The organism is Shewanella vaxholmensis (genome assembly GCF_031932135.1).
GTDB classification, from domain to species: Bacteria; Pseudomonadota; Gammaproteobacteria; order Enterobacterales; family Shewanellaceae; genus Shewanella; species Shewanella hafniensis.
Window position 1 is genome coordinate 132,815 of sequence record NZ_JAUOEV010000001.1, and the last position, 23,137, is coordinate 155,951.

The 23,137-nt window shown below is 43.2% G+C and carries 20 protein-coding genes and 1 pseudogene; 11 read left to right on the forward strand and 10 right to left on the reverse strand.

Going from position 1 to position 23,137, the window contains the following annotated elements; translation table 11 throughout:
• Window positions 1–43: 43 nt before the first annotated feature.
• The 6 genes and pseudogenes from pfaD (at window position 44) to Q4Q46_RS00545 (ending at window position 5,814) form a co-directional block, all read left to right on the forward strand.
• Window positions 44–1,690 (forward strand): eicosapentaenoate synthase subunit PfaD, encoded by a 1,647-nt coding sequence (gene pfaD, locus Q4Q46_RS00515; RefSeq protein WP_311904965.1) that lies wholly within the window; start codon window positions 44–46, stop codon window positions 1,688–1,690.
• A 594-nt stretch (window positions 1,691–2,284) separates the two neighbouring features.
• Window positions 2,285–2,589 (forward strand): annotated as a pseudogene (locus Q4Q46_RS21360) (DUF6572 domain-containing protein).
• A gap of 172 nt (window positions 2,590–2,761) precedes the next feature.
• Entirely contained in the window at window positions 2,762–3,190 is a 429-nt protein-coding gene (locus Q4Q46_RS00530; RefSeq protein WP_311904966.1) for a helix-turn-helix transcriptional regulator, read from the forward strand.
• Window positions 3,191–3,570: 380 nt separating this feature from the next.
• Window positions 3,571–3,744: a DUF1328 domain-containing protein gene (locus Q4Q46_RS00535; RefSeq protein ID WP_311904967.1), complete on the forward strand. Its 174-nt coding sequence runs from the start codon at window positions 3,571–3,573 to the stop codon at window positions 3,742–3,744.
• 24 nt (window positions 3,745–3,768) lie between these two features.
• Window positions 3,769–3,963, forward strand: a complete 195-nt coding sequence (locus tag Q4Q46_RS00540; RefSeq protein ID WP_006080946.1) for a hypothetical protein — start codon at window positions 3,769–3,771, stop codon at window positions 3,961–3,963.
• 144 nt (window positions 3,964–4,107) lie between these two features.
• Window positions 4,108–5,814 carry a diacylglycerol kinase family protein gene (locus tag Q4Q46_RS00545; RefSeq protein ID WP_311904968.1) on the forward strand — a complete coding sequence of 569 codons (1,707 nt, stop codon included), beginning with the start codon at window positions 4,108–4,110 and terminating at the stop codon, window positions 5,812–5,814.
• Here Q4Q46_RS00545 and Q4Q46_RS00550 read toward each other — a convergent pair.
• The 3 genes from Q4Q46_RS00550 to Q4Q46_RS00560 all read right to left on the reverse strand — a co-directional run bounded on the left by Q4Q46_RS00550 (window position 5,807) and on the right by Q4Q46_RS00560 (window position 9,230).
• Entirely contained in the window at window positions 5,807–6,463 is a 657-nt protein-coding gene (locus Q4Q46_RS00550; protein WP_012088707.1) for a hypothetical protein, read from the reverse strand. The two genes, Q4Q46_RS00545 and Q4Q46_RS00550, sit on opposite strands and share 8 nt — an antisense overlap.
• Window positions 6,464–6,675: 212 nt before the next feature.
• Complete coding sequence (locus Q4Q46_RS00555) at window positions 6,676–7,752, reverse strand: L-dopachrome tautomerase-related protein (protein ID WP_172591388.1); 1,077 nt, start codon at window positions 7,750–7,752, stop codon at window positions 6,676–6,678.
• Between the two features lie 107 nt (window positions 7,753–7,859).
• Window positions 7,860–9,230, reverse strand: a complete 1,371-nt coding sequence (locus tag Q4Q46_RS00560) for a sigma-54 interaction domain-containing protein (protein WP_311904969.1) — start codon at window positions 9,228–9,230, stop codon at window positions 7,860–7,862.
• A gap of 248 nt (window positions 9,231–9,478) precedes the next feature.
• Here Q4Q46_RS00560 and Q4Q46_RS00565 point away from each other — a divergent pair, with 248 nt between their 5' ends.
• Window positions 9,479–9,934, forward strand: coding sequence for a hypothetical protein (locus Q4Q46_RS00565; protein ID WP_012088704.1), 456 nt, complete (start codon window positions 9,479–9,481; stop codon window positions 9,932–9,934).
• Between the two features lie 305 nt (window positions 9,935–10,239).
• Window positions 10,240–10,794, forward strand: a complete 555-nt coding sequence (locus Q4Q46_RS00570; RefSeq protein ID WP_006080940.1) for a BON domain-containing protein — start codon at window positions 10,240–10,242, stop codon at window positions 10,792–10,794.
• A 196-nt stretch (window positions 10,795–10,990) separates the two neighbouring features.
• Here the strand turns inward: Q4Q46_RS00570 and Q4Q46_RS00575 are convergent, their stop codons facing one another.
• The 6 genes from Q4Q46_RS00575 to Q4Q46_RS00600 all read right to left on the reverse strand — a co-directional run bounded on the left by Q4Q46_RS00575 (window position 10,991) and on the right by Q4Q46_RS00600 (window position 16,345).
• Window positions 10,991–11,413, reverse strand: a complete 423-nt coding sequence (locus Q4Q46_RS00575; RefSeq protein ID WP_311889278.1) for a DUF3224 domain-containing protein — start codon at window positions 11,411–11,413, stop codon at window positions 10,991–10,993.
• Between the two features lie 154 nt (window positions 11,414–11,567).
• Complete coding sequence (locus Q4Q46_RS00580; protein WP_311889280.1) at window positions 11,568–12,353, reverse strand: hypothetical protein; 786 nt, start codon at window positions 12,351–12,353, stop codon at window positions 11,568–11,570.
• Between the two features lie 174 nt (window positions 12,354–12,527).
• A complete protein-coding gene (locus Q4Q46_RS00585; protein WP_300484012.1) occupies window positions 12,528–13,118 on the reverse strand; it encodes a histidine phosphatase family protein in 591 nt (196 codons plus the stop codon).
• Between the two features lie 49 nt (window positions 13,119–13,167).
• Complete coding sequence (locus tag Q4Q46_RS00590; RefSeq protein WP_311904970.1) at window positions 13,168–13,554, reverse strand: hypothetical protein; 387 nt, start codon at window positions 13,552–13,554, stop codon at window positions 13,168–13,170.
• A gap of 312 nt (window positions 13,555–13,866) precedes the next feature.
• On the reverse strand, window positions 13,867–14,910 hold the full coding sequence (locus tag Q4Q46_RS00595; RefSeq protein ID WP_311889282.1) for a porin: 1,044 nt from the start codon (window positions 14,908–14,910) through the stop codon (window positions 13,867–13,869).
• 91 nt (window positions 14,911–15,001) lie between these two features.
• Window positions 15,002–16,345, reverse strand: coding sequence for an MFS transporter (locus tag Q4Q46_RS00600; protein WP_300484018.1), 1,344 nt, complete (start codon window positions 16,343–16,345; stop codon window positions 15,002–15,004).
• A gap of 319 nt (window positions 16,346–16,664) precedes the next feature.
• Between Q4Q46_RS00600 and Q4Q46_RS00605 the strand changes: the two genes are divergently transcribed.
• The 3 genes from Q4Q46_RS00605 to Q4Q46_RS00615 are packed head-to-tail and all read left to right on the forward strand — an operon-like array spanning window position 16,665 to window position 21,629.
• Window positions 16,665–17,993 carry an ABC transporter substrate-binding protein gene (locus Q4Q46_RS00605; RefSeq protein ID WP_311889284.1) on the forward strand — a complete coding sequence of 443 codons (1,329 nt, stop codon included), beginning with the start codon at window positions 16,665–16,667 and terminating at the stop codon, window positions 17,991–17,993.
• Window positions 17,990–20,362 carry a sensor histidine kinase gene (locus Q4Q46_RS00610; protein ID WP_311889286.1) on the forward strand — a complete coding sequence of 791 codons (2,373 nt, stop codon included), beginning with the start codon at window positions 17,990–17,992 and terminating at the stop codon, window positions 20,360–20,362. The genes Q4Q46_RS00605 and Q4Q46_RS00610 overlap by 4 nt, the downstream gene beginning before the upstream one ends.
• Window positions 20,352–21,629, forward strand: a complete 1,278-nt coding sequence (locus Q4Q46_RS00615; RefSeq protein WP_311889288.1) for a sigma-54-dependent transcriptional regulator — start codon at window positions 20,352–20,354, stop codon at window positions 21,627–21,629. The genes Q4Q46_RS00610 and Q4Q46_RS00615 overlap by 11 nt, the downstream gene beginning before the upstream one ends.
• A gap of 83 nt (window positions 21,630–21,712) precedes the next feature.
• Here the strand turns inward: Q4Q46_RS00615 and Q4Q46_RS00620 are convergent, their stop codons facing one another.
• Window positions 21,713–22,840, reverse strand: a complete 1,128-nt coding sequence (locus tag Q4Q46_RS00620) for a polysaccharide deacetylase family protein (RefSeq protein WP_311889289.1) — start codon at window positions 22,838–22,840, stop codon at window positions 21,713–21,715.
• Window positions 22,841–23,137 lie beyond the last annotated feature (297 nt).

Here is a 23,137-nt window from a genome sequence, read left to right on the forward strand (position 1 = left end):
CCTTGGCCAGAATGCCTAAGGCGGCAATAAAAAGAGAATACCTATGACAAGCCATACTCTCGATCAATTTAATAGTAATAACGAAAAACTCAGCCCTTGGCCGTGGCAAGTCAACGATGCCGCGCTGAGCTTTGATATCGACTCATTAGGCAAAAAACTCAAAGATTTAAGCCAAGCCTGTTACTTAGTGAATCACAGTGAAAAAGGCTTAGGCATAGCGCAAACAGCCGAAGTAACCACAAGCGACAGCCAAGCGCCACTAGGCTCACACCCCGTCAGCGCCTTTGCGCCCGCCCTTGGCACCCAAAGTTTAGGCGACAGTAATTTTCGCCGCGTACACGGGGTTAAATACGCTTACTACGCTGGCGCTATGGCTAACGGTATTGCCTCAGAAGAACTGGTTATCGCGCTGGGCCAAGCGGGCATTTTGTGTTCGTTTGGCGCGGCGGGGTTAATCCCATCCCGCGTTGAAGCGGCCATTACTCGCATTCAAGCGGCGCTGCCTAATGGTCCTTACGCCTTTAATTTAATTCACAGCCCAAGCGAGCCCGCATTAGAGCGCGGCAGTGTTGAGTTGTTCTTAAAACATAAAGTGCGCACGGTCGAAGCCTCGGCATTTTTAGGTTTAACGCCACAAATCGTCTATTACCGCGCAGCAGGTTTGAGCCGCGACGCACATGGCGACATCGTCATTGGCAACAAAGTCATAGCCAAAATCAGTCGCACCGAAGTCGCGACTAAGTTTATGGAGCCGGCGCCTGCCAAAATTCTGCAGCAATTAGTCAGTGAAGGCCTTATCAGCCAAGATCAAATGGCGATGGCGCAACTTGTACCCATGGCGGACGACATCACAGCCGAAGCCGATTCTGGCGGCCATACCGACAATCGTCCACTGGTCACGCTATTGCCGACGATTTTGGCGCTCAAAGATGAAATCCAAGCTAAGTATCAATACAAGACGCCCATCCGTGTGGGAGCAGGCGGCGGCGTTGGTACCCCCGACGCAGCATTAGCCACCTTCAACATGGGCGCGGCCTTTATCGTCACAGGTTCAATCAACCAAGCGTGTGTGGAGGCGGGCGCGAGCGAACACACACGTAAGTTACTCGCCACCACAGAAATGGCCGATGTGACTATGGCACCCGCCGCCGATATGTTCGAAATGGGCGTGAAATTACAAGTGGTTAAGCGTGGCACTCTGTTCCCGATGCGCGCCAATAAGCTTTATGAAATCTACACCCGTTACGATTCAATTGATGCCATCCCCGCGGACGAGCGTAAAAAGCTCGAAGAGCAAGTGTTTCGCGCATCACTCGATGACATTTGGGCGGGCACTGTCGCCCACTTTAACGAGCGCGATCCTAAGCAAATCGAGCGCGCACTGGATAACCCCAAACGTAAGATGGCGTTGATTTTCCGCTGGTATTTGGGTCTGTCTAGCCGCTGGTCGAACACAGGTGAAGTCGGCCGCGAAATGGATTACCAAATTTGGGCAGGCCCTGCCCTTGGCGCATTTAATGCGTGGGCAAAAGGCAGTTATTTAGATGACTATAAAGCCCGTAATGCGGTCGATTTAGCCAAACATTTAATGGTGGGCGCGGCCTATCAATCCCGGATTAACTTGCTGTTATCCCAAGGGGTTAGCATTCCAGTTAGCCTGCAACGCTGGAAACCGCTAAATCGTTTTTAACCCCTAACGGACTATCGAGACATCAAGTAGGGACTCAACTCCCTACTTGATGCAATCTTCTTCACTACCTCGTTAAATCGAAGCCGCCGACCTTATTACCAATCTAATCCCTTGAGTTATTGGCTCTGTTTGTGCCAATGCTGCTAAGCACTGGCGCTCCAGTGGTACGCCGTAAACCCATCCTTGGGGGCTCAACGGAAAAGTCCCTTTTCCGATGGCCACTGCCGCGACAATGCACGCCTGCAACCAATCGAATACATGCTGCCTAATTTAAGAATGGGCTGCGAGGCAAACTTTGATAGGACATATCCCTTCCCCAAAAATCTACATACCACATGATTTGTGAATAAAGTTTTTTGTCATTCAAAAGTATCGTTTTGTGCATTATTTCAAATAATACTTTCAATCAAGTCTTAATATTCAATATCTTATAAACAATTCGCCAAACAAAATACGTAGTAATACAGATGCATACTTTCTACCCAGAATGATATTTACTATCGTGCAAAGCTCCTTATAAATCATTAATTTGCGAGTCACCTCGCCAAGTAATTGAAGGTAAGATTATGCGCATTATATAAGTGTAAAATATCTATGAGCATAGAAGGTCAAGGTTCAGTTGACTCCATTGGAATAGATCAAGAAGGTGTCGTGGTGCTAACCCTCTCAGATCATTTGGAATGGGATGACGGGCATCTATTTCTACACAGGAAAAGATTAATACCGACTTGGCTTTCTTGGAGTCTGGTGAAATATTTGAAACCAATCCAGATTCAAAGGGTAAAGAATTTAAAATTAATATTCTATGCAAGTATGAGCCTACTGCTTCTGCAATGTGGTTCATATCACAATGCACAGATATCATTAATCAAGCGGGGTTCGGTTTGGTTATGAGGTGAACACTTAACAAGGCCTAGCATTGCGTCTTTCAAACTTAACATTTGCTCGCTGTTGGCGGCGTTAAACAACTTGGCGGGCCACTGTCGTAACTTTGACGTAAGGTTGTCATAACTAAAATCAAGAGTTTCGGATGATGATTAGCCTCTAGCAATCATTATTAGGAACTAGAAAATGGAACAGATGATAAACAAAGACTTAGTTAAGAAGCTTCGAAACGAACGTTCTTGGTCACAAGATCAACTTGCCACAATCTCAGGACTGAGCATTCGTACTATTCAGAGAATAGAAAGCGAAGGCACAAGTTCTTTAGAATCAAAAAGAGCGTTAGCGGCAGCTTTTGATATTAACGTAAGCAATCTAGATATTAATACCACCGCAGCTGGCACTTTGGCATCCATTCATAGTGGTCGTAAGTTTGGGTTAGCGGGTGCCACCCTGGGTCTTTTAAGCGCATATATTGGAATATCTATATCTTTTGCCTCAGGGCATATTACGTCGGGTGAAGCAGGAATATATTATGGAGGTCTTGGTGCGTTCTATGGTATTTGCTGTGCCGTCATTGCCGTACTGTCTAACAGATATCATACAAATGCTGCTTAATAGGACCCTGTGAAGCTGCTGGCGATGATAGTTAATGCGCAAGTGCTGGCAGCTTACCGCAAAGTATTGTCTCTTTCTCGGCCTTGCTATCGACGTCTTCATCTAAGCCGATACTCAAATGGTATCGGCTTTTTTATGCTGTGCTCCTCTATTTTCTGACTGAAACTCTTACCGAAGCTTAGGTAAAAATTGCCTGTACTACGTTTAGTACATTCACGCCAACTTAAAATCAACCAATGAAATTTCATTTAAAAATCAATAAACTAATTAAAATATGTAAAGTTGGCATTAAGTTCGCAATATCTAATTCACCATTAGCCGTACCTTACAAATGACACACTCGGTCATAAGAAGGATTAATACTAAGCGAGGAGGTTGATATGTTAGGTTGGACATTAGTATTTCTGGTTGTTGCCATTGTTGCTGGACTATTAGGATTTACTGGAATAGCAGGCGCAGCAGGTATCGCAAAAATTATTTTCTTCTTATTTATTGTGTTACTCGTGATTTCACTGCTGATTAATGCCCTCAAGGGCAAGTCACCGCGACTTTAATTATTTTTTAGAAAGGAGATGTATATGAAACCATTTACTCTGATGACAAGCGCCTCACTGGCATTATTGCTCGCTTTAGGTTTAACCGCCTGTAGCGATAACAAAGCCGAAGATGCCGGCGAAAAAATTGATGAAGTGATGACTGATGCAGGTAATGCCATTGAAGATGCCTGTGAAGAAGTGAAAGAAGGCGTTAAGGCTAAAGATACTAAGTGCTAATCTGACCTTTAACCTAACTTGAGGGTGGCAATAGACATATCTACTGCCACCCTTTTGATCTAATGTTAACAACGCGATTCACCGATTCAGTCAGCCGTTCAACATGCAGCGGTTAAATCAAAAATACAGCATTGGAGGGCGCGTATGCTAAGCAAAATCCACATCAAATATTTCTACTTTATGGGTGCCGTGTTACTCGCCTATTTTGCAGTAACGGGTACGTCTCCCCTGCTCACCTTTATTTGGGCTTGGACAAGCCTGTCGCTATTTTTAGTCGGTTCAGCCTACTGGTTTAATCTCGCCAGCATTTTTAGAAAGCGCCAAGATGGCACTATCCCTTGGTATATTCGCTGGGGCTTTATTCCGTTTTTATTGGGCTGTCGGCTGTATAATCATTGGGCCAGAAAACGCGACTCTGTGCCGTCGATGCAAAAGATAGATGAGCAGTTGTATCTCGGCTGCCGATTATTTTCTGCGGATCTGCAGAAAATCAAAGCCAATAAGATTACCGCCATTCTTGATGTGACCGCCGAGTTTGATGGCTTAGATTGGTCGCAGTTTGAAGATCATATCGAGTATTTGAACATTCCCATCCTCGACCATAGCGTGCCGACCAGTGCCCAGCTCAATCAAGCCGTTAACTGGTTGCATCGCCAAGTGCGCGCCAATAAACAGGTGCTGATCCACTGTGCTATGGGGCGCGGCCGCTCAGTACTGGTACTCGCCGCCTATTTAGTCTGTAAAGATAAACAGCGCAACTTCGCCGAAGTACTGCAACAAATAAAGCAAGTTCGCAAAACCGCGGGCTTAAACAAATGGCAATTACGCGCCCTTGAACACATGCTTAAGCAAGGCAAAATCAACATCCACAAAGTGGCGTGGATTATCGCTAACCCTGTCTCTGGCGGCGGCAAATGGCAACAATATGGCGAGCAAATCCAAGACGAACTAAAAGCCTATTTTGACCTAACGTTAAAGCTCACCAGCGAAAATATCAGCGCAAATACCTTCGCCAAAAAAGCCCGTAGTAGCGGCGCCGATATCATTATTGCCTGTGGTGGCGATGGCACAGTGACAGAGGTGGCATCGGAAATAGTGAACACCGACATCGCCTTAGGGATCATTCCTTTAGGTACCACTAACGCTCTCAGCCACGCGCTATTTGGTTTAGGCAGTAAGCTTATTCCTGTCTCTCAAGCGCTGGACAATATTATCCAAGGACATCATCAAGCCATAGATACGGCTCGTTGTAATCAACAATTAGTCTTGTTACTTGTGGGGATTGGTTTTGAGCAGCAGATGATTGAATCTGCGAGCCGTGAACGTAAAAATGCCCTCGGCCAGTTTGCCTACCTCGATGGCTTATGGCGCGCCGTGAATGCCGATATCACTTTAACCATACAGCTCAGCTTAGATGATGCCGAGCCCACAACATTGACCACCCATAGCCTTATTGTTGCCAATCCCGCGCCGTTTACCAGCGTATTAGCACAGGGCGATGGCGAGCCAAACATGACAGATGGCCTGCTCGATATTACCTGGCTAGATGCCGGCAGAGAGCCGACAGACAAGCTCCTTAGCCTAGCCGAATTAGCCATTGCAGGATGGGGAAAAGAAGGCAATAAAGACACACAGTCAAAGCCACCGAACGTGCCATCTAGCACAACCAAGGTTCACCACGCCCACGCAAAAAAAGTGCGTATTAGCAGTGAGCCCAAGTGTAAATATGTGATTGATGGCGAAATTTTTGAGCCCGCGGATCTCACCATTGAAGTTCAACCCGCATCTCTCAAGGTATTTGTGCCTTATCAAGAATCGACTGAAAATGCTATCGACCCAAAAATCATATAAATGACACTATCGCGATGTTTATTAAGATAAAAACAACAAGCGCAATAAGCACTCGCATAAAATTAAATTCACTCACTTTGGGGTGGGATTTTTGAGGACTATTGCTAAAATCCTGAAACTTACAGCCTATCGCTTGCGCGCATTGCTGCAAAACTTGCTGTAATTCCTGCTTGTCAGTGCTGTTAGCCAATTTCAGTTGACTCCCTTTAGGCTGCTGCACTTGTAAATAAGCGAGATAGTGATCTACCGTATCTTCCGCTTGGCGGTTACGGTCGAGCTGGTGCCAATGGGTTGTTTGTAGCAGATAGAGTTGCACAGCATTAATATCTGAAAAGGCATAGGCGCGCCAACGCCACAATCCAGGCAACTTCCCATTGAAGACACCTTTACCAAGCCACAATTGCTGTCGCTCGGTATCTAACCAAGATTGTTGCCGAACTAACGCTAGCGGCAGTACAGGGAACAACAGAAAAAATGCCACCCAACCAAGCACAAGCCGTAACACGGGCTCGGGTTGTAACCAGGCCGCCCTCGCACAAAGCAATCCAAGCACTAACAAGGCAATGGCAAAAAACCACAGTATAGGTCGGTACTGGGTACTCAACGCCTTGAGATAAAGCGCACTCTTAGGAGGTTGATTAAGTGTCACTGAACTTGTTCCTTGTTCCAAAAATTATCTCACCATCCCAAATTGACCTGTGCTAGTAACAATATGAGGCATTGATAGTTTACACAATCAATACCTAACTTATTTTTAGATCCTTTCGAGTTAAACCAACGACTGACATCAATGGAAATAACCGTTGCGATATCGCTCATAGTGTAACGAAAAGCTGCAACTTTGCAGTTGCAGCTAAGGTGTTATTGACCCGCAGCGGTATCCTCACCGGTCCAGAGTCGCATGATGCGATAAGGTGGTTTGGCTGTTTCAGCTTCGCCATTAAAGGCTTTTGCTTTATGCAATTGATTCACTGAAATATATAACCAGCCCGTTTCACCAAATTGCACACTATCGGGAAAATCCAGCAATGGAGAACTGACCGCTGTTGATAGCGTACCTTTGTTATCTAACATAGATATGGCATTGTGGTTCAAATTGGTGAAGTAATGATTACCTTGTTTGGACGTTGCAGCGCCATCTGACACTGGCTTAGCTCCGACTAATTTTACAGTCGCGATAATTTTATCATTATTGCCTGTTTGTAAAGCCGCAGTCGATAACTGATACCAGTGAGTGCCATTCATTGCACCATAATAGAGTGTGCTTCCATCGGCAGATAAACTGATGGGATTGACCGCGACACTAGCAACCTTGCCATTAAACAATGTTGTTTTGTTATCTATGTTCATTACTGCATCCGCTTCGGCCTGCAGCGAACTATGACCTGAAAAACGTACGGTATGACCATCGTCGATACGCACTGCTAAGAGGCCTGGGTTGGCGATATCGGCTAAATAAATCCAGCCTTTTTGTGAATCGACAACCAGATCCTGCATAAAGCTGCCTTTGGGCGCGAGTGCTTGTGGTAGGACAATTTGTTTATATAGACTGCCATCCTTAATGTTGAATCCCCAAATCCTCGTCTGACCTAATTCTAACCCCATATCTGCGGTCCAGAGGTGTCCAGCTTTGTCCTGAGCAATCCCTAATAAGGTATCAAATTGAGTCATATTGGCAGTCGAAGCTTTTTGCAAATCCATTGAAGGCCAAGCTTTGTAAGCATTGGTTTCACGATTAACTTCAATCAGTTGTAAACCTGACGGCGTATCAAGTGGATGTACCGTGGCAAAAATCCGACCTTGTGCAGTGACGCTGACATTGCCAGGTCGTATTGGCAATTCAGCGACTGTTTCAAGACTTCCTACCGCTGGGGTAGCGTTTACAAAACTACTGGCAGTCAAAGAAAGCCATAATGCTGTAGTAAATAAGTGTTTCATATTCTATCTCCGCTTTTCTGTTTAAGGGCTGTAGAATAGGAGTTATTATTTACAAAAAAAATAGTGTAAAAATCGGTTCTGTTTCAATATTAATTTGATAATCAGCACTATTCCGCCGTCGGCTCACCCGCTTCGACTTGTTGCTCGTACTTGCTGAGCTTGTTGTAGAGGGTTTTTACACTGATCCCCAGTTGCTCGGCAGTGTCGGTTTTATTGCCTTGAGTCGTTTCTAATGCTTGATAAATGGCGATTTTTTCTAAGTCATCTAAACGCATGCCCTGCGGGATAACGACTTGGTCATCGCAAGATGCCCCCATTTCACTCGCCTGTGGCAGTTGTAAGTGACTGGGTAAAATCTCTTGGTCTGCCAGAATATAGGCTCGCTCAATGGCATGCTTTAATTCACGCACATTACCCGACCAAGGGTACGCAGCGATCATCTGCGCACTGTCGTCAGCGAGGCTTTTATTCTGCTTTTCTGCCACGTTACGATAGGCAAGAAAATGCTGCGCTAGCCCGAGAATATCATCGCCACGTTCCCTTAGTGGCGGAACGCGGATAGGGAACTGGGCCAAACGGAAATACAAATCTTCGCGAAATTGCCCTGCCTCAATCGCCACTATGGGATCACGATTAGTTGCCGCCACAATCCGCACATTGGCATGCTGCACTTTGGCACCGCCAACGGGACGATATTCGCTATTTTCAAGCACTCTGAGTAACTTCACTTGATGCTCAATCGGCATTTCGGTGACTTCATCAAGAAATAAGGTTCCACCTTCTGCCTGCTCAAATACGCCTTTGTGATCGCGATTCGCACCAGTGAAAGCGCCTTTGACATGACCAAACAGCTCACTATCGACCAACTCAGGGCTTAATGCACCGCAGTTAATTGCAATAAAAGGCTCGTTCAATCTCGGGCTGGCAAGATGTATGGTATTGGCAACGAGCTCTTTCCCTGCGCCACTCTCACCAATAATCAGCACATTACTGTCGGTCGCAGAAACGCGACGTATCGTACGATACAGCTTGTGCATAGCTGCAGAGGAACCGACAAGCAAACCATATTGGTCTAGCTCGCTGGAAAAAGGCCGAGGCCGGATTGGTGATGAGACTAAATACTGGGCAAAATCGGCGAAGATGTCACTGATCAACGTCATATCGTAGGGTTTACGAAAATGATAACAGGCAAAATTCGACATTAACTGATCAAGATTGGGGTTCGGCTGACCGTCGGAGAGAAATATAAACTCGATATTAGACAAGGCCGTATTGTCCAGCAGCCCAAGATAATCCTCACGGCTAAGGCTAGACAGCTCAATGATGGCAACATCAATGTGGTTCGCCTCAAGCTGCTCTATCCAAGGTAAATCATCGACACTGCGTAGCTTATTAAAGTCGGCTGCGCCGGCGAGTTCAATGATAGCTTGCTCGGCGTTTACATCCTGCAGGTGATAAAAAAGTGTCAATCGAGCCATGCTATCCCACTCCCTGTGTATGAAGGGCTACTGTATGTCAGTCGTGAAATTTTAACAACAGCAACGGTAATAGTTGCCGATATTCTAAGAGGATGGCGCAAGTAACCGAGAATATCAGCCTAAAAATCAGCCTGTTAACATACCATTAGAAATGAGAACAAAATATGCATGGTAGCTGAACGAAACGCAATTAGTTAAGCCAAACCGTTAAACAGGACTGTGCCGAACACTGGCATTTGGAGGCATTCATGAAGTCTAATGTTGTGCAACATCAGACTGATATCCGCGCCGATATCAGTTTGATTGATGAAATAATAAAGCTCAATCAAGAAGGGCTAACATTCTACAATCAGGCAATGACGTACGTCGAAGACTATAACCTTAAGCGTATTTTTTCGACCAAAGCGAATATCCACCAACGAATGTTGACGCGTTTTGAACAGCTGCGCCCTCTAACTGGTGAGCCTATTCATGGTCTAAGTCATGCAATACCAGTGACTTATACTCAAGTGACCAAATTGCTGCAACAATGCCATATGGCACAAGCGATGGCCGCACTTGTCGCCATTGAACAACAAGTGTTAATCCAGATGAAACAAGCGGTAAGGCAAGCACATCAGCCACAGCTTGCCAATCAGCTCGCAGAAGGTGCCGCTTGGTTGCAAATCAGTTGCGATGGTATGAGTTCACTCAACCCCAGTTAATCCTTGTAGCTGTTAGCATCAGTGCACATCAATATGATGTCTCTGTACTAATACGGCTTGCTACTGCATACGCGAAACCTTACACACTCAACCGCACTTATTCGTGCGGTTTTTTTATGCTCTAAAGATGGCTTTGCTTACCAGCAAAAATTACATTTTGTCGGTAAAAAAGACCGACTTAGGGGAAATCGCTGAGACATGAAAATATCGAAATCATCAACTAAAATCATTTAAGTCAATGACTTAATAAAGCTGGCACGATTCACGCAATATCTAACATCGAGAAAACAACGGAGGATATGATTATGAAAACCACAACAGCATCAGTACTAGCGACCTTACTTGTCGGTTCAATCAGTTTAAATGTCGCCGCAGCTCAAGATTGGAAGGACGGGGCAAAGGATGCGTGGATCGATGGTAAAGCTGAAACCACTTTACTGCTCAACACTAACCTCAATTCCTTTGACATTATCACCGATGTGAAAGACGGAAACGTCACATTAACAGGTAAAGTGGAAAGCAGTGTCGATAAAGCCCTCGCCTCTGAACTGATCAAAAGTTTAGACGGGGTAAAAGATGTCGATAACCAACTCACTGTAATGAATGAGAAAGAAGGCACCAGTGACGTTGTCGCGTCGTTGACCGATTCTAAGGTTGCCACAGTCGTCAAAACCCGTTTACTGTTTTCAACCGATGTTTCTGGCACCCAGATTAATGTGGATGTCGCCAATGGTATCGTCACCTTAAAAGGTGAAGTTGCTAGCGATGCCGAACGTCAGTTAGCGCTGAAAATTGCTGAGAATACCGACGACGTGAAAAAGGTTGTCGATAAAATCAAAGTCGTAAAAAACATGTCTTAATGCTAGCAGTTAGTCTTGACTCAACGATTTGATCTAATTGGTTATAAAAGTGAGTCATAACAAAGCGTCACAAAAAACCAGCCTAGGCTGGTTTTTTTATGTCTATTATCAGATTTAATCAAGCTAGGTTTTCTATCTCGACTAAGGAAGACTAAATTGCGAAAACAAAAATCGAAGTGGGAAAATAAAAGCTGCGCTAAAATGTGGGCTCAGCGCTGGCTTCAAAGCCAAACTGGAACTCATAAAAATGCTGACCATTTTCGATACTGATGGCCATAGTGCCCGTTAAGCCCTGCAACTCGCCCGCGCCAGAATGGGGAACCACTTCTAAGATCAAACGGTTTTGCCCATCGGTCATAATGCCAAAATGTTGCAGCACGAAACTGCCCTGCTTACCGCATACATTGCCAACCACTTGTTCAATCGCCACATAGCCAGCCGAGCCTTTGACTGACGTCATCGCACTGAGCATTTCACCTTGACTGCGGCCCTCAAGCTCACCATAAAAGGTTTTATCTAAGGCCATACGCCCTAACGTCACGCCGCCAACCCCTGTCGCATAGGGGCTATCTGGGGTGAGCTTAACATCAAATTTCCCAGTGATTTTGCTAACTTGCATGACACTCTCCTTGTCAAAACCTTATGCCAAGTCTATCTACCCGAGAATGCTTGCCGCTGCGGCAAGCATCACACACGGAACGAAAAATAACTTAGCACAAGCCTGCGCAGATCCATAATGCATTTACTCCCGACCCGTTGCGCACGACTACTCACTACTGAGTTATGTTAGTGATGCCAGTTTCACTGACTGTCACCTCTAAGGTTTTGACGATTTCAGGGCTTTCAGACATAGGTTGGTCAGGCGCTCTATCGCGATAAGTCACGGCAATTTTGAATGGAGCTTCGAAGGGATAAACAGGTTCAATACTGTCCACCTCAATGCGATCGCCTAGCACGACGCTGCCTAAATGCTTCAAATTATTGTGTTCAAAATCGAGGCTAAACAAGCCAAGATACCAAAATGCCCCCGAACCTTGAGTCGTCACAATAAACGGTGCCACAAAGGGCATAGTCTGCATTTTAGGATCATCTTGAATTGGCGCGTTACTCTGGGTATCAGGCTCTAAAGCGGGATCGAAATTTAACGGCGTAATGCGCAAATAATCCAGTAATACTCGGCCTTTTACCTCGCCATCTTGATAATCGCCCATCGCAAATTCCGTTTGCTTGATCTTAATAAAATGGGTCAAGGCAACCGATTTACCGCCCTCTGGTAGGGTAATTTCAAACGGGTTAGCGGTATTTAAGCTAAAGAGTTTAAGCATCACTTCCGACGCATTCGCCACCGGCTTAACCTCAAGCGGTGTCACCACTTCGACCTCATTGGCCTGTGCCTGCGCTTTTTCCTGTGCCATAGCCTCGTCGTATTGCATGACCTTACCATCTTCCATCACCATATAAATATCATCATTGGTCATGTTGAAACGGTAAATACCCGCGGCAAGTATGGCGAATATCACTAAGGTGCCCGCTAGGGTTAACTTTACAAACGTACTCATTTTCTCTCCCCAATCGCGCGCTTTGTGCGCTGCTTTTCTAACACTGATCAACTTCAAATCAATGTCGGAGCAGTATTACAGATACTGAGTTAAAGCGGAGTGGGTAAAGTGTAAAAAAGTGACGCTATTTTGAAATTTGTCAGGCCAAGTTCAGTTTATCCCTAGCCGAGATAACTAAAGACATTGAATTTTTATCACCTTACCGTCGTCAAGCTTAAAAAATGCATCTTGCGGCATTTCTTGTGCCCATAAAGCTTGATAATCCAGATCTGCATAAATGCCGCGAAACACGGCCCCAGATAAAGCATGAGAAACGACAATGACGCGTTCAGGGATGCTAGGATCGTTTAGCCAATCCTTAAGACGCCCACTTATACTTGTAAATGACTCAGCATTCGGAGCATAGGTATACCAGTCGACGATGCCACTTAACTCAGGCTGAGATTGCTTAATATCTGGGACGCGCTGCTGTTCCCAATCACCAAGACCGAATTCAATTAAACGCGCATCCTTTTGTAACCGTGCAACAGGAAAACCAATTTGTTGACAAATAATTTCTGCGGTCTGTACTGCTCGCCCTAACGGACTAACATGAAATGCCCATTCATCCACACTGTATACATGCTGCTTCAAGACCTCCCCAACCGCTTGTGCCTGTAACTCTCCCAGTGCCGTTAAAGGAGAATTACAACGTCCCTGTAAACGTAGCTCTGCGTTAAATTGTGTCTGCCCATGACGTAATAGATAAATCGTTTTTTTAATCAATTTGAGAACCTAGAAACATATTGTTGAAACACAGACTTGGTGTTGTATGCTAAGCTACGCTTTGGCATTGATAATGGGAAATGTCATTATTCAGTATCAAATGACGTCCTTTAGCATCAGAATGTAAAATACTCAAACTTACTGGACGAATGGTATTCCAAAGTGTTTCAGAATTTTGTTCCGTCAGGAAATAGTTAGTCAATAATTTAACCATCAAAGACTCTAATACAATAAGCACATTACCACTGTATAGCATGCCAATATTTTCAATGATTTCAAAAAGACGTTTCTCTACTATTTTTAATTGAGTATAAATAGATGAGCAAAACCCACGGGATTGCAACATCATAGTATGAATACACAGGGTTAAATCAAAACATTCTCCATTAACGTCAAAATCGGCTTTAAAATCCTCCAATGCTAACTTTTTAATCACAGATATGGATCTTTTCCGTCCCTGGTTTAATATTCCAGCCGTTTCTATTGATAATGGTGACGTGCAAGAGTATACAATTTCAAACCGAGTATCCCTCAATGAGTTTGCTAGCATATTTGCATGCAATTCTCCGAGATTAGACAGTGAATGATGAGAAGGTGCAGACAGGTCGTACACGTCTAAAGATTTTGCATCCCCTTGACTAATTAGATATATAGTAGCCAATTAAATCACCTCAAATTTTATATTAAGTTCGACAATTTTAGCCGAGAGCAAGCTAAAGCAACCGACACTCGGCTACATTTTAGGCGGTTAAAAAACGTGGCGGACACCTAATGTAACAACTTTATCGTCGCCAACATCTTGCTTTATGCCAGACAATCTATATTCGCCTTCGTATACGGAAAAATGAGTATAAACTCGAGTCGATTTAGTCACTTTTTTATCGATACCAATAGTAAACTGGCTGATATCAACATCAGTCACCTCATCATTTTGGCCAACAAGTTTAGAAAAATAGCCACCTAATCCAGAGCGATCTTTACCAAACTCAGCTTTCAGTGTGATACCGGATAAATCATAGGTCGCATTGATAAAATAGGAGTGCCCTTTCATGTTGGAAAATGTCAAATTCTCAGTATGTTGAAATATCCCACCAAGTTTAACGTCTCCTAACTTAATTTGTGTAACAGCACGATAAGCATCGATATTCGCAATACCTTTATTAAGTGCTGCTGCTAAATAATAATGACTATTCTTGAGTTCCTTATCACCACTAGTCATACTTAATGCGTACAAATTGTCATCGACACCATAATTATCTTGCATTAAGTAAGTGGCATTAAAATCAACTAGACCGAATAACTTTGGAGAGTAATACCACAGACCATCAGCACTTCTGGTCTGTCCAGCGACTAATTGATTAATATCAGCATTCGTTGTACCAAAAATATCAACCTTACCCTCTGACGTTTTAAAAACTGTATCATTTCGACCAATAAGCAAAGAGCCATAAACTGTTTCAATACCTAAATAGCTATTCCTTGCAGAGAATACTTTGCTAGAATCATTGGCACGGTTAGACATATTATTTACGCCAAACTCCATCTTGTAGATAATTTTAATGTCGTCATTTATGTTTGATTTACCTTTGAGACCAATATTGGATGAGTTATTTTCAAGATAAGTGCCACTCTCGCCCACGTTCACTCCGCTAGTACCACTGTAAACAGTTGAACCTAAGTCTGAATGGGTAACTGATAAATCAAGTCGCCCATAGATACTAGGCGATTCATCTGCTGTAACAGATGCTGAGTAAATGGCAAATACTAAAGCGGTTAAAATTGTTTTTTTCATTATGTTTCTCTTACTTAGTTTGATATTAATGGTTTAAGAAGAAACTCTTTACAAAGGTCATGACAATTAACGCCATGACCTACTCGGCTTATCAATCGACCATAGTGACTTTCTTAGAACGCCATACAGAAGCTGCGAGTACAATGGATAGTATTGAAGTGCCTAACCAGAAGTATTGCGCACTACCAAAGTCATAATGCTTAACACCTGCCACTTCGGTAACTAGGATTAATTTTGAAGAAACAATTTCTTGCAGGGATGCCGCGAGGTAAGAGAACAAACCTATGAAACCCTTCACTGCGCCTACCGCATTTTTAGGCATTAAGTCACAGGCCGTTAAACCGGCAAGGAATACGACTAAACCACCGATTGAAAAACCGATCAGGCCCAGACCAAAGGCATCCATAGTGCGACTCTCTGAACCCCAGAACAGTAGGCACATACCAACTATATTTGCTAAACCGTATAAGAAGGTCGGAATATGACGATTCGCATTAAATACTTTGTCAGAAATAATCCCAGATAAAATAGCCCCAAAGAATCCTGCTATCGGATATGAAGACATAGCAACACCCGCATCAATCAAGGAATAGTTTTTTTCCGATTGCAGATACAGCACGGCCCAAGAACTCATAGCATAACGCGATGAATACATTGCCGCACACGCTAAGGCAATAATCCAAACAACGGGTTGTTTTAATACAAACAATTGAGCTTTACGAATAGCGACAGGATCATGCCCTTTAACTGACTCAGGCTCTTCGCCATAAGCAGTTGCAGGATCTGGTAAACCATAGGTACGAGGACGATCCTTTAGTAGCATGAGCATACAAGCTGCAGCGGCAAATGCAGCAATACCAGCCCCAATAAAGCCTATCTGCCAGCCAAAAAAGCTTACTAATGAAGCCGTTAAAATCCAGCTAATTGCTTCACCGATATTGCGTGAGCCGCCCCATATAGAATAAACACTGCCCCTTTGTTTAGGTGAGTACCAATGGAAGATTGAAACACATGAAGGAGCAGAACCCACTGATTGGAACCAGCCATTCATCCCCCAAAGTACTACAAAGAATACCCCTGCAACCCCCATTCCCATTGCCATGCAAGCAATAGAGGAAAGCATCAAGGAAACAGACATAAAACGGCCAATGTTAGCATAATCCGCTAAAAATCCATTTGAGAACTTACCAAATGCATAAGTAAAGAAGAATGCTGAGCCCATCAAACCTAATTCTTCAATGGTTACAACACCTGCGTCGAGCATAGGTTTTTTAACCACACTCAACGCCATACGTACTACATAAAACATGGCATAGCCGAACACTAAGCCGATAAAAACCTGCCATTGATATTTTTTATAAATTGAACGAATTTTTTCGGGCGTCTCGTTCATAATAGGTAGATCAGCACCGGTTTGAAAAAATTTCTTTATCATAGCTTGCTCCAAAAGTTGGAAGTCTAGTTAGCCAAAAAGTAACGATGCACATATTAAGAATTCGTGTAACATCATTTTCACAGACACCTTAATATCCGATATGAATTGCAACAAATTGACGAAAATGAGTTAGTTTTGACACAAACTCGTCCTAGAAGCGCTAATTCCTATGTGTTAATACAAGGCGCGAACGATAAAGATGGCTTAAGCTATTTTCAGCCCTAAAAAATCGAGTCAAATTTGACTCAACTAGAATCAAACAAGAATTTAAAATTTTAAAAAATATGCGAGTTGAATCACTTAATAAGGTATTAATGCCATGAGTTACATAAAACTGGACGCAATAAGTCATGTTCTGCAAATAAAATTTAAAATTTTGACTCCATTTTTATTACTTCTGTGGATAAGCATAGGCATAAGCTCGCTCTTTAATTCCGCCTCTGCAGCAGAACCTCTAGTGGTATTAACCACCTTTTCTGAAGAACCTATGGGCGCCTTGTTTGAAGAATTTAAACAGTTAAATCCAGACATCCCCATTCAAGTGGTATATCGCAGAACTGGACCCGCGTTAAAGTGGGTAAAACAATCATCCATACATCCAGTAGATATGATTATTTCTTCTACTCCTACCTTCTTTCGCGATTTGGATAATGCGGGGCTTATTGTCGCCCCATCAGAACGCTATGACATGCCGCCTTGGTTAAAAATACATGACCTTACTAAAAGCAATAAAACCATAGCATTAGGCTATTCTGGGATAACGATTATGTATAATCAGCGCTACCTAGAAAAAAACAACTTACCCATACCCCATACTTGGAAAGATCTCGCTGCAGCACAATTTTCTGGGCACATTATGATGAGTACGCCAAACAATTCTGGCACCACTCATATGATGGTCGAAGGAGTGCTACAACAAAAAGGCTGGATTCAAGGCTGGGCATTACTAAGGGAAATAGGTGGAAATTTGGCCTCAGTTTCAGCAAGAAGTTTTGGAGTGAGTGAATCGATATCTAGGGGGCTTGTTGGCGCTGGCGTTGTAATAGATAGCTATGCAATTGACGCTAAATATAAATTTGACTTTACCAATTTTAATTATCTACCCAATACCGTTATACTTCCGACTTATATTTCCGTTACTTCCCGTGGCAGAAGTAAAGCGAATGTTGAAAAGCTTATCCAATATTTTCTCTCTACCAATGGCCAAAAGCTTATTAGTTCTAGTGCTGTCGCCAAACACTCACTGACAGATGCTAGCCTTGCTAAAAGCACACAACCCGTCATTAATGAAGAAGTACTGTTTAACAGAGCCGATATTATCAATTCATTATTCGATCAGGTGATTACCTATCAATTATCTAAACTACAACTAGCATGGAAACTTATCCATCAAGCAGAAAAATCGGTCACCATTTCCGCTGATGAACAACAACTGATCAGCCAAGCACGACTATTAGCAAGTTCAGTCCCTATTAGTGAAGCCGAGTCTTTATCATTAGCATTGCAGAATCAATTCATGCTGCTTTCAACTGAACATAAGCACACCACAGAAATAGAACAAATTTTGTACCAATGGCGCCAAAAGAGTGAATCTCAATTAGATCAAGCCATTAGCTTGATGAACAGCTTAGTGTCCAAAAAATCATGAAAAAATATCATTTCAAAATACCGACAACATTAGGAAGTAAATTAATGCTCGCTTTTGCGAGCATGACATTTCTTAATCTATCTATAGGAATTACTACGGCTTTTATTTGGGATGAACTCAGCAATAAGATAAATAATATTGTCGAGCATAGTCTGCCACCACTTAATGGCGCATATATATTAGAAAGGTCCAGTGGGAATTTGCAGAGCATTATATCTAACAGCTATAAAATTAAAGATGAACTTGATTATCAAGAATTTGAGGCTGATATAAAAAATGAAATTACAACTATTGAAAAAAACTATATTAACAGCACCCCGGATAACGAGTCACTTTCAGAACAACGGATTGCCCTCGATCATTTTTCAAATTTGATCGAGCAACAAGATGCGCTATTAAAACAAAAAATTACTTATAGCCAAGAACTTAATAACTTACAAAAACGAATTACTTGGTTACATCAAGATCTTAATGATGAGATGACGCCCTTAATGCAAGAGGTCGAGTGGCACGTGACTCGCTTACTGTCACATCCGGTAGGAAATACCTCGCCAAATGCCTTAATGAGTGAATTTTTTATTTTACAGGAATTATCCGCTAAAGAAACGGAACTTTTTACCTTAGTCAATGAAATTATTGATCAAAGATACACGCGAGAATTAACGAGTGCCTTCTATTATCTTGATCAAAAAACAATCGAAATTGAAGCGTTAGCAGAAAAACTAAAAAGTTTTCCTTCCACGATTAGCCATAGGCAAATAATGAAGAATCTAATCACTCTTATCAGTTCTAATGGTGAATTAATTCGACTCTTAAAACTGGATACTGAAGCTCAACTGGCGTTATCACAACTAGCAGCCCCATTAACTCAAGTCTTAACCCAATTTCACCATAAAAACATTGATACCTTGGAACAATCCAGCCAAGCATTCAACTCATTAAACATCAATACTAAATCCATGATAATAAATGGAAAGTTGATTATTTTTCTGATATCCGTAGTTTCTATTTTAATCAGTATTTTAGTGCTCGCAATCCTCATCCGACAACGAGTATTAAAACGCCTTAACACCCTAGAAATTGATTTAGAAAATGTCGCTAATGGCCATTTAGACTGGCCGATAGCGACACAAGGAAAAGACGAAATTGGCCATATGGGTGACTGCTTGCGACAATTCTGTGTCGATATGCAGGCAATGGTTAAGAGTAATGCTTTAACACTTATCAATAATGCCCAAGCCAGCTTGATTACCTGTTATCCCAACGGGGAAATTGAATCGGCAAACCCTCAGGCATTACAATTACTGAGTTTAACCACGCTCGCCCCACGACTAACCCTTTGGCAAGCATTCCCCGCCACGAGCCAGCAGGTGTTATCGCAACAATTCGCGATTGATAGTGAGTTGCAACGAACGGGACAAAGTGAATGCATCCTCAATTTACTCAAGAATAACACACCCCAATACTTGCATTTTCACCTGCAGGCATTCGAACACGCACGACAAGCAAAATACATGGTTACTATTACTGACATCACCAAACAAGAGCTCAATGCCCGCGAACTTGAGTCCTTAGTCGCAGACAGGACTTTAAATCTAACCATTAAAAATCAAGAACTAATGGCAGAAATAGAACAACGTGGCATCGCAGAAAGGCATTTACGTCAAGCACAAGCGGATCTTATACAAGCTGCAAAAATGGCTGCTGTAGGTCAGACAATGACAAGTCTAGCTCACGAGTTAAATCAACCGCTTTCAGCTGTCAGTACCTATCTGTACAGTTGCCGTTTGGCCTTAGCCTCAAATCAGTTCGACTTACTCAATGACATGATAGGTAAAACCGAAAAGATGAATTTACGTATGGCTAAAATCATCTCTGCCATTAGAAATTTCGCTCGAAAATCCCCCAGTAATATCGAAGCTGTCAGCCTAGATATCCGTCAACTCGTTAGTAACGCATTGGTATTAGTGGAAACCCGAGTTAAAAATGAAAACATCATTATTCATAATGAGTTAGATAAAGACTACATGATAATGGCAGACGCGGTTCAGGTAGAACAAGTACTGCTGAATATCCTAATTAACGCTATGGACGCCACCGCAAGTCAATTAGATAAGCAGATCTATATATCAGTATTAAAGCAAACGAGCGCCAAATTAACACTGGCAATTTACGATAATGGCCCAGGATTTGACCCGAGTATTTTGCCTCTTATATTCAACCCGTTTAACACGACTAAGGCTGTAGGTCTGGGCTTAGGGTTGAGTATTTGTCGCTCAATACTCGAACGTTTTAAAGCTGAGATTTATGTAGCATCACACCTAAGTGGCGGCGCTATGATTATTTTGGAGTTTCACAATGCAGATTGAAAATTCGATGCAGTTTAATGTGCTACTTGTCGATGATGATGAGGATGTACTCACTGCATATCGCCATTTATTACACCTATCAGGGTACAGCGCTAAGGCCACCAACTCGCCAGCTAAAGCCTTAGCGTTACTCAATGAAAACTGGAATGGCGTTGTCGTCTCAGATATTTATATGCCCGCAATGAATGGCATGGATTTACTCGATGAAGTCAAAAAAGTTGATCCTGAAATTCCTGTCATCATGATCACTGGCCACGGTGATATTCCACTCGCGGTCGAGGCAGTCAAACGCGGTGCTTTCGATTTCCTTGAAAAACCTCTCGACTCAGCCCAATTCTTACAACTGCTCAAACGAGCTCAACAAATCCGTCATGGGCTCATAGAACAGAGAGAAGCTATCTCTAGCACTTTTAAGGAACATTTATTCGGCACCAGTGAGCAGATCAATCTAATACGCCAACAACTGAGCCAAATAGCTAAAATAGATAAGGATGTGATGATTGAAGGGCAAATGGGCACAGGTCGTCACTTAGTCGCATCTGTACTGCACAGCTTAAGTCAATATAAAAACAACAGCTTAATCATCCATGATTGCAAAGAACATCCCACATTTCCCGAATTAGAAACCAGTATAGCTAAAGCCCAAAATGGTACCTTAGTACTGCGTTCACTAACTCAGCTAGACCATGATCATCAACGCTGGCTATGTACTCGCTTACTGGATCAGGAAAGACTAAATACAAAAAGCCACCGTACGATTTGTATTTTCGATACCAATCCAGATGATGAAGTCAAAACAGGGGCCCTATTACCTGAGTTATATTACTACTTCTCACAGGCACGTATCCAATTGCCAAAACTCGCTGAACGCAAGAGTGATATTATTCCTTTATTCCGAAATTTCGTAAGCCAAAGCTGTAAGCGTTTCGATATTCCTATTCCCAAAATTGACTTGAATTATATTGATATTCTTAAGCGCTACCACTGGCCGGGAAACATCCGAGAGTTACGAAATCTTGCCGAACTCTATGCTGTTGGCATCATAAAACTACCCGGCGAAGAAGCCCTGAAACTAGTACAAGCCCCTGACGCGCCGTTGGATGAGCTCGTTGACGCATATGAAAAACAAGTCATTGAAAATATTCTTCATCTTTGTTCAGGAAGAGTCACAGATGCCGCAAATTACTTAGGCATTCCTCGGAAAAAACTGTACCTGAGGATGAAAAAACTCAATCTTGAAAAGGATAAATTTAAACCTAAGTCTTAACCACTGTCAGAATTGTATAACAGCTAGCCACAGTGACATTAAAAGTGTCACTGCGGCCATGGGTTTCGTGTTTATAACTCGTACTACTTCTCGTTTTTCCACAAGGCTGGGGTTTGGCTCGGTTGCCAATTACTTTGGGAGAAATGCGCTTGCACTAAGGAATAAATTTTATCTTGATAGGAGACAAAATCAGGCTGCTGATAATCATGCTGATCCTGCCAAGCGGGGGCATAGTTATCTAGCGTGTCGAAACGGTATCCTTGGCGCAGTGCCTCTTCCACGAAGCGTTTAATTTTAGGCAAGTTGATGGTCGCACCTTGACCACGATGGGCATTCTCAAATAAGAAGTCATGGGTCAAGATCACCACTTTACCGTCGTGCAAACCATCGCTGCAGTCTAAGTTCTGCGTGCGACTGTTGAGAGGGTTCATTGTGGTGCCCGCACAGGTGTTGATCACTTGATTGATTTTATCCACCAGCTCAACCCCATCGGCCATAGATTCGGCTGGAAAAGCCACGCCCCAATCCTCTGGCCCCCAATCAAAGTCCCAACCAAATATTTTATAATCACTCTCGGCGAGCATATTTTGAATTTGCACCGCAACTTGCGAACTGTTGGTAGAGGTTTCGGCGGTACAAGCAAAAGCAGGGTCCCAAGGCGGCACAGTATCAGAGGTTGCACACAAGCCGTCGCCTTTAAGTTTACTGGTCACGCGCCAGCCATTGGTATAGGGCAAACGCGCCAACTTAGTCATCTTGTTGTTAGGATAACTGGCGGCATTAGGGATAAGCTCAACCACTTTGGCGGTGTTCGTCACAAAGTAGGTAAAGTCGGTGGCCGCATCTTGATAGGATTTCACCGGCCATAGACCCACTTGATTGCAATAAACCGCCCCCGATTGAACGCCATCGGTGCAGTTATGCAGCATATGATCGTAACTGTGGTTTGCCAGAATATGACCATCGTCTAATAAACGTTGCAGGGCGACAGCCGCTAACGCTTCGTTTTCATCCCCTTCGCCATACATATGAAATGCATTGATAAAGAAGGTCGCCTTGATATTGGCATCCTTTAGCGCATCCAATACCCCTAAAGTCGCGTCAATTGGACCATCATCAAAGGTGAGGTAAATGGTTTTATCGCTGGCGTGGGCAAGACTTACGCTCGCTAAACAGAGTCCAACTGCGGCGGCTATCGATTTCAGTTTCATGATCTCATCCTATAGATAATGTTTGAGGCTAATGGTTAAAAAGCAATGAGTTAACGCCCACTATGTCCAAACTCGCACACAGTCTCGCACTCATTCGCTCGGCTTATCTATAGTGAGTAATCTAGCCAGCGTTAGTTATACCATCCTAGCAACAAGCCATACTTTTCTACGCTAAGTCGTTAAATCGTCCATCAGCATTCAAGTTGAAATCACCGCCGCCCTCGCGTTAAACACAATAGAAAAATACCAATCCTAGTGTGAAAAGTACCGCATCAACAATTCGATAACAGGTAAGTT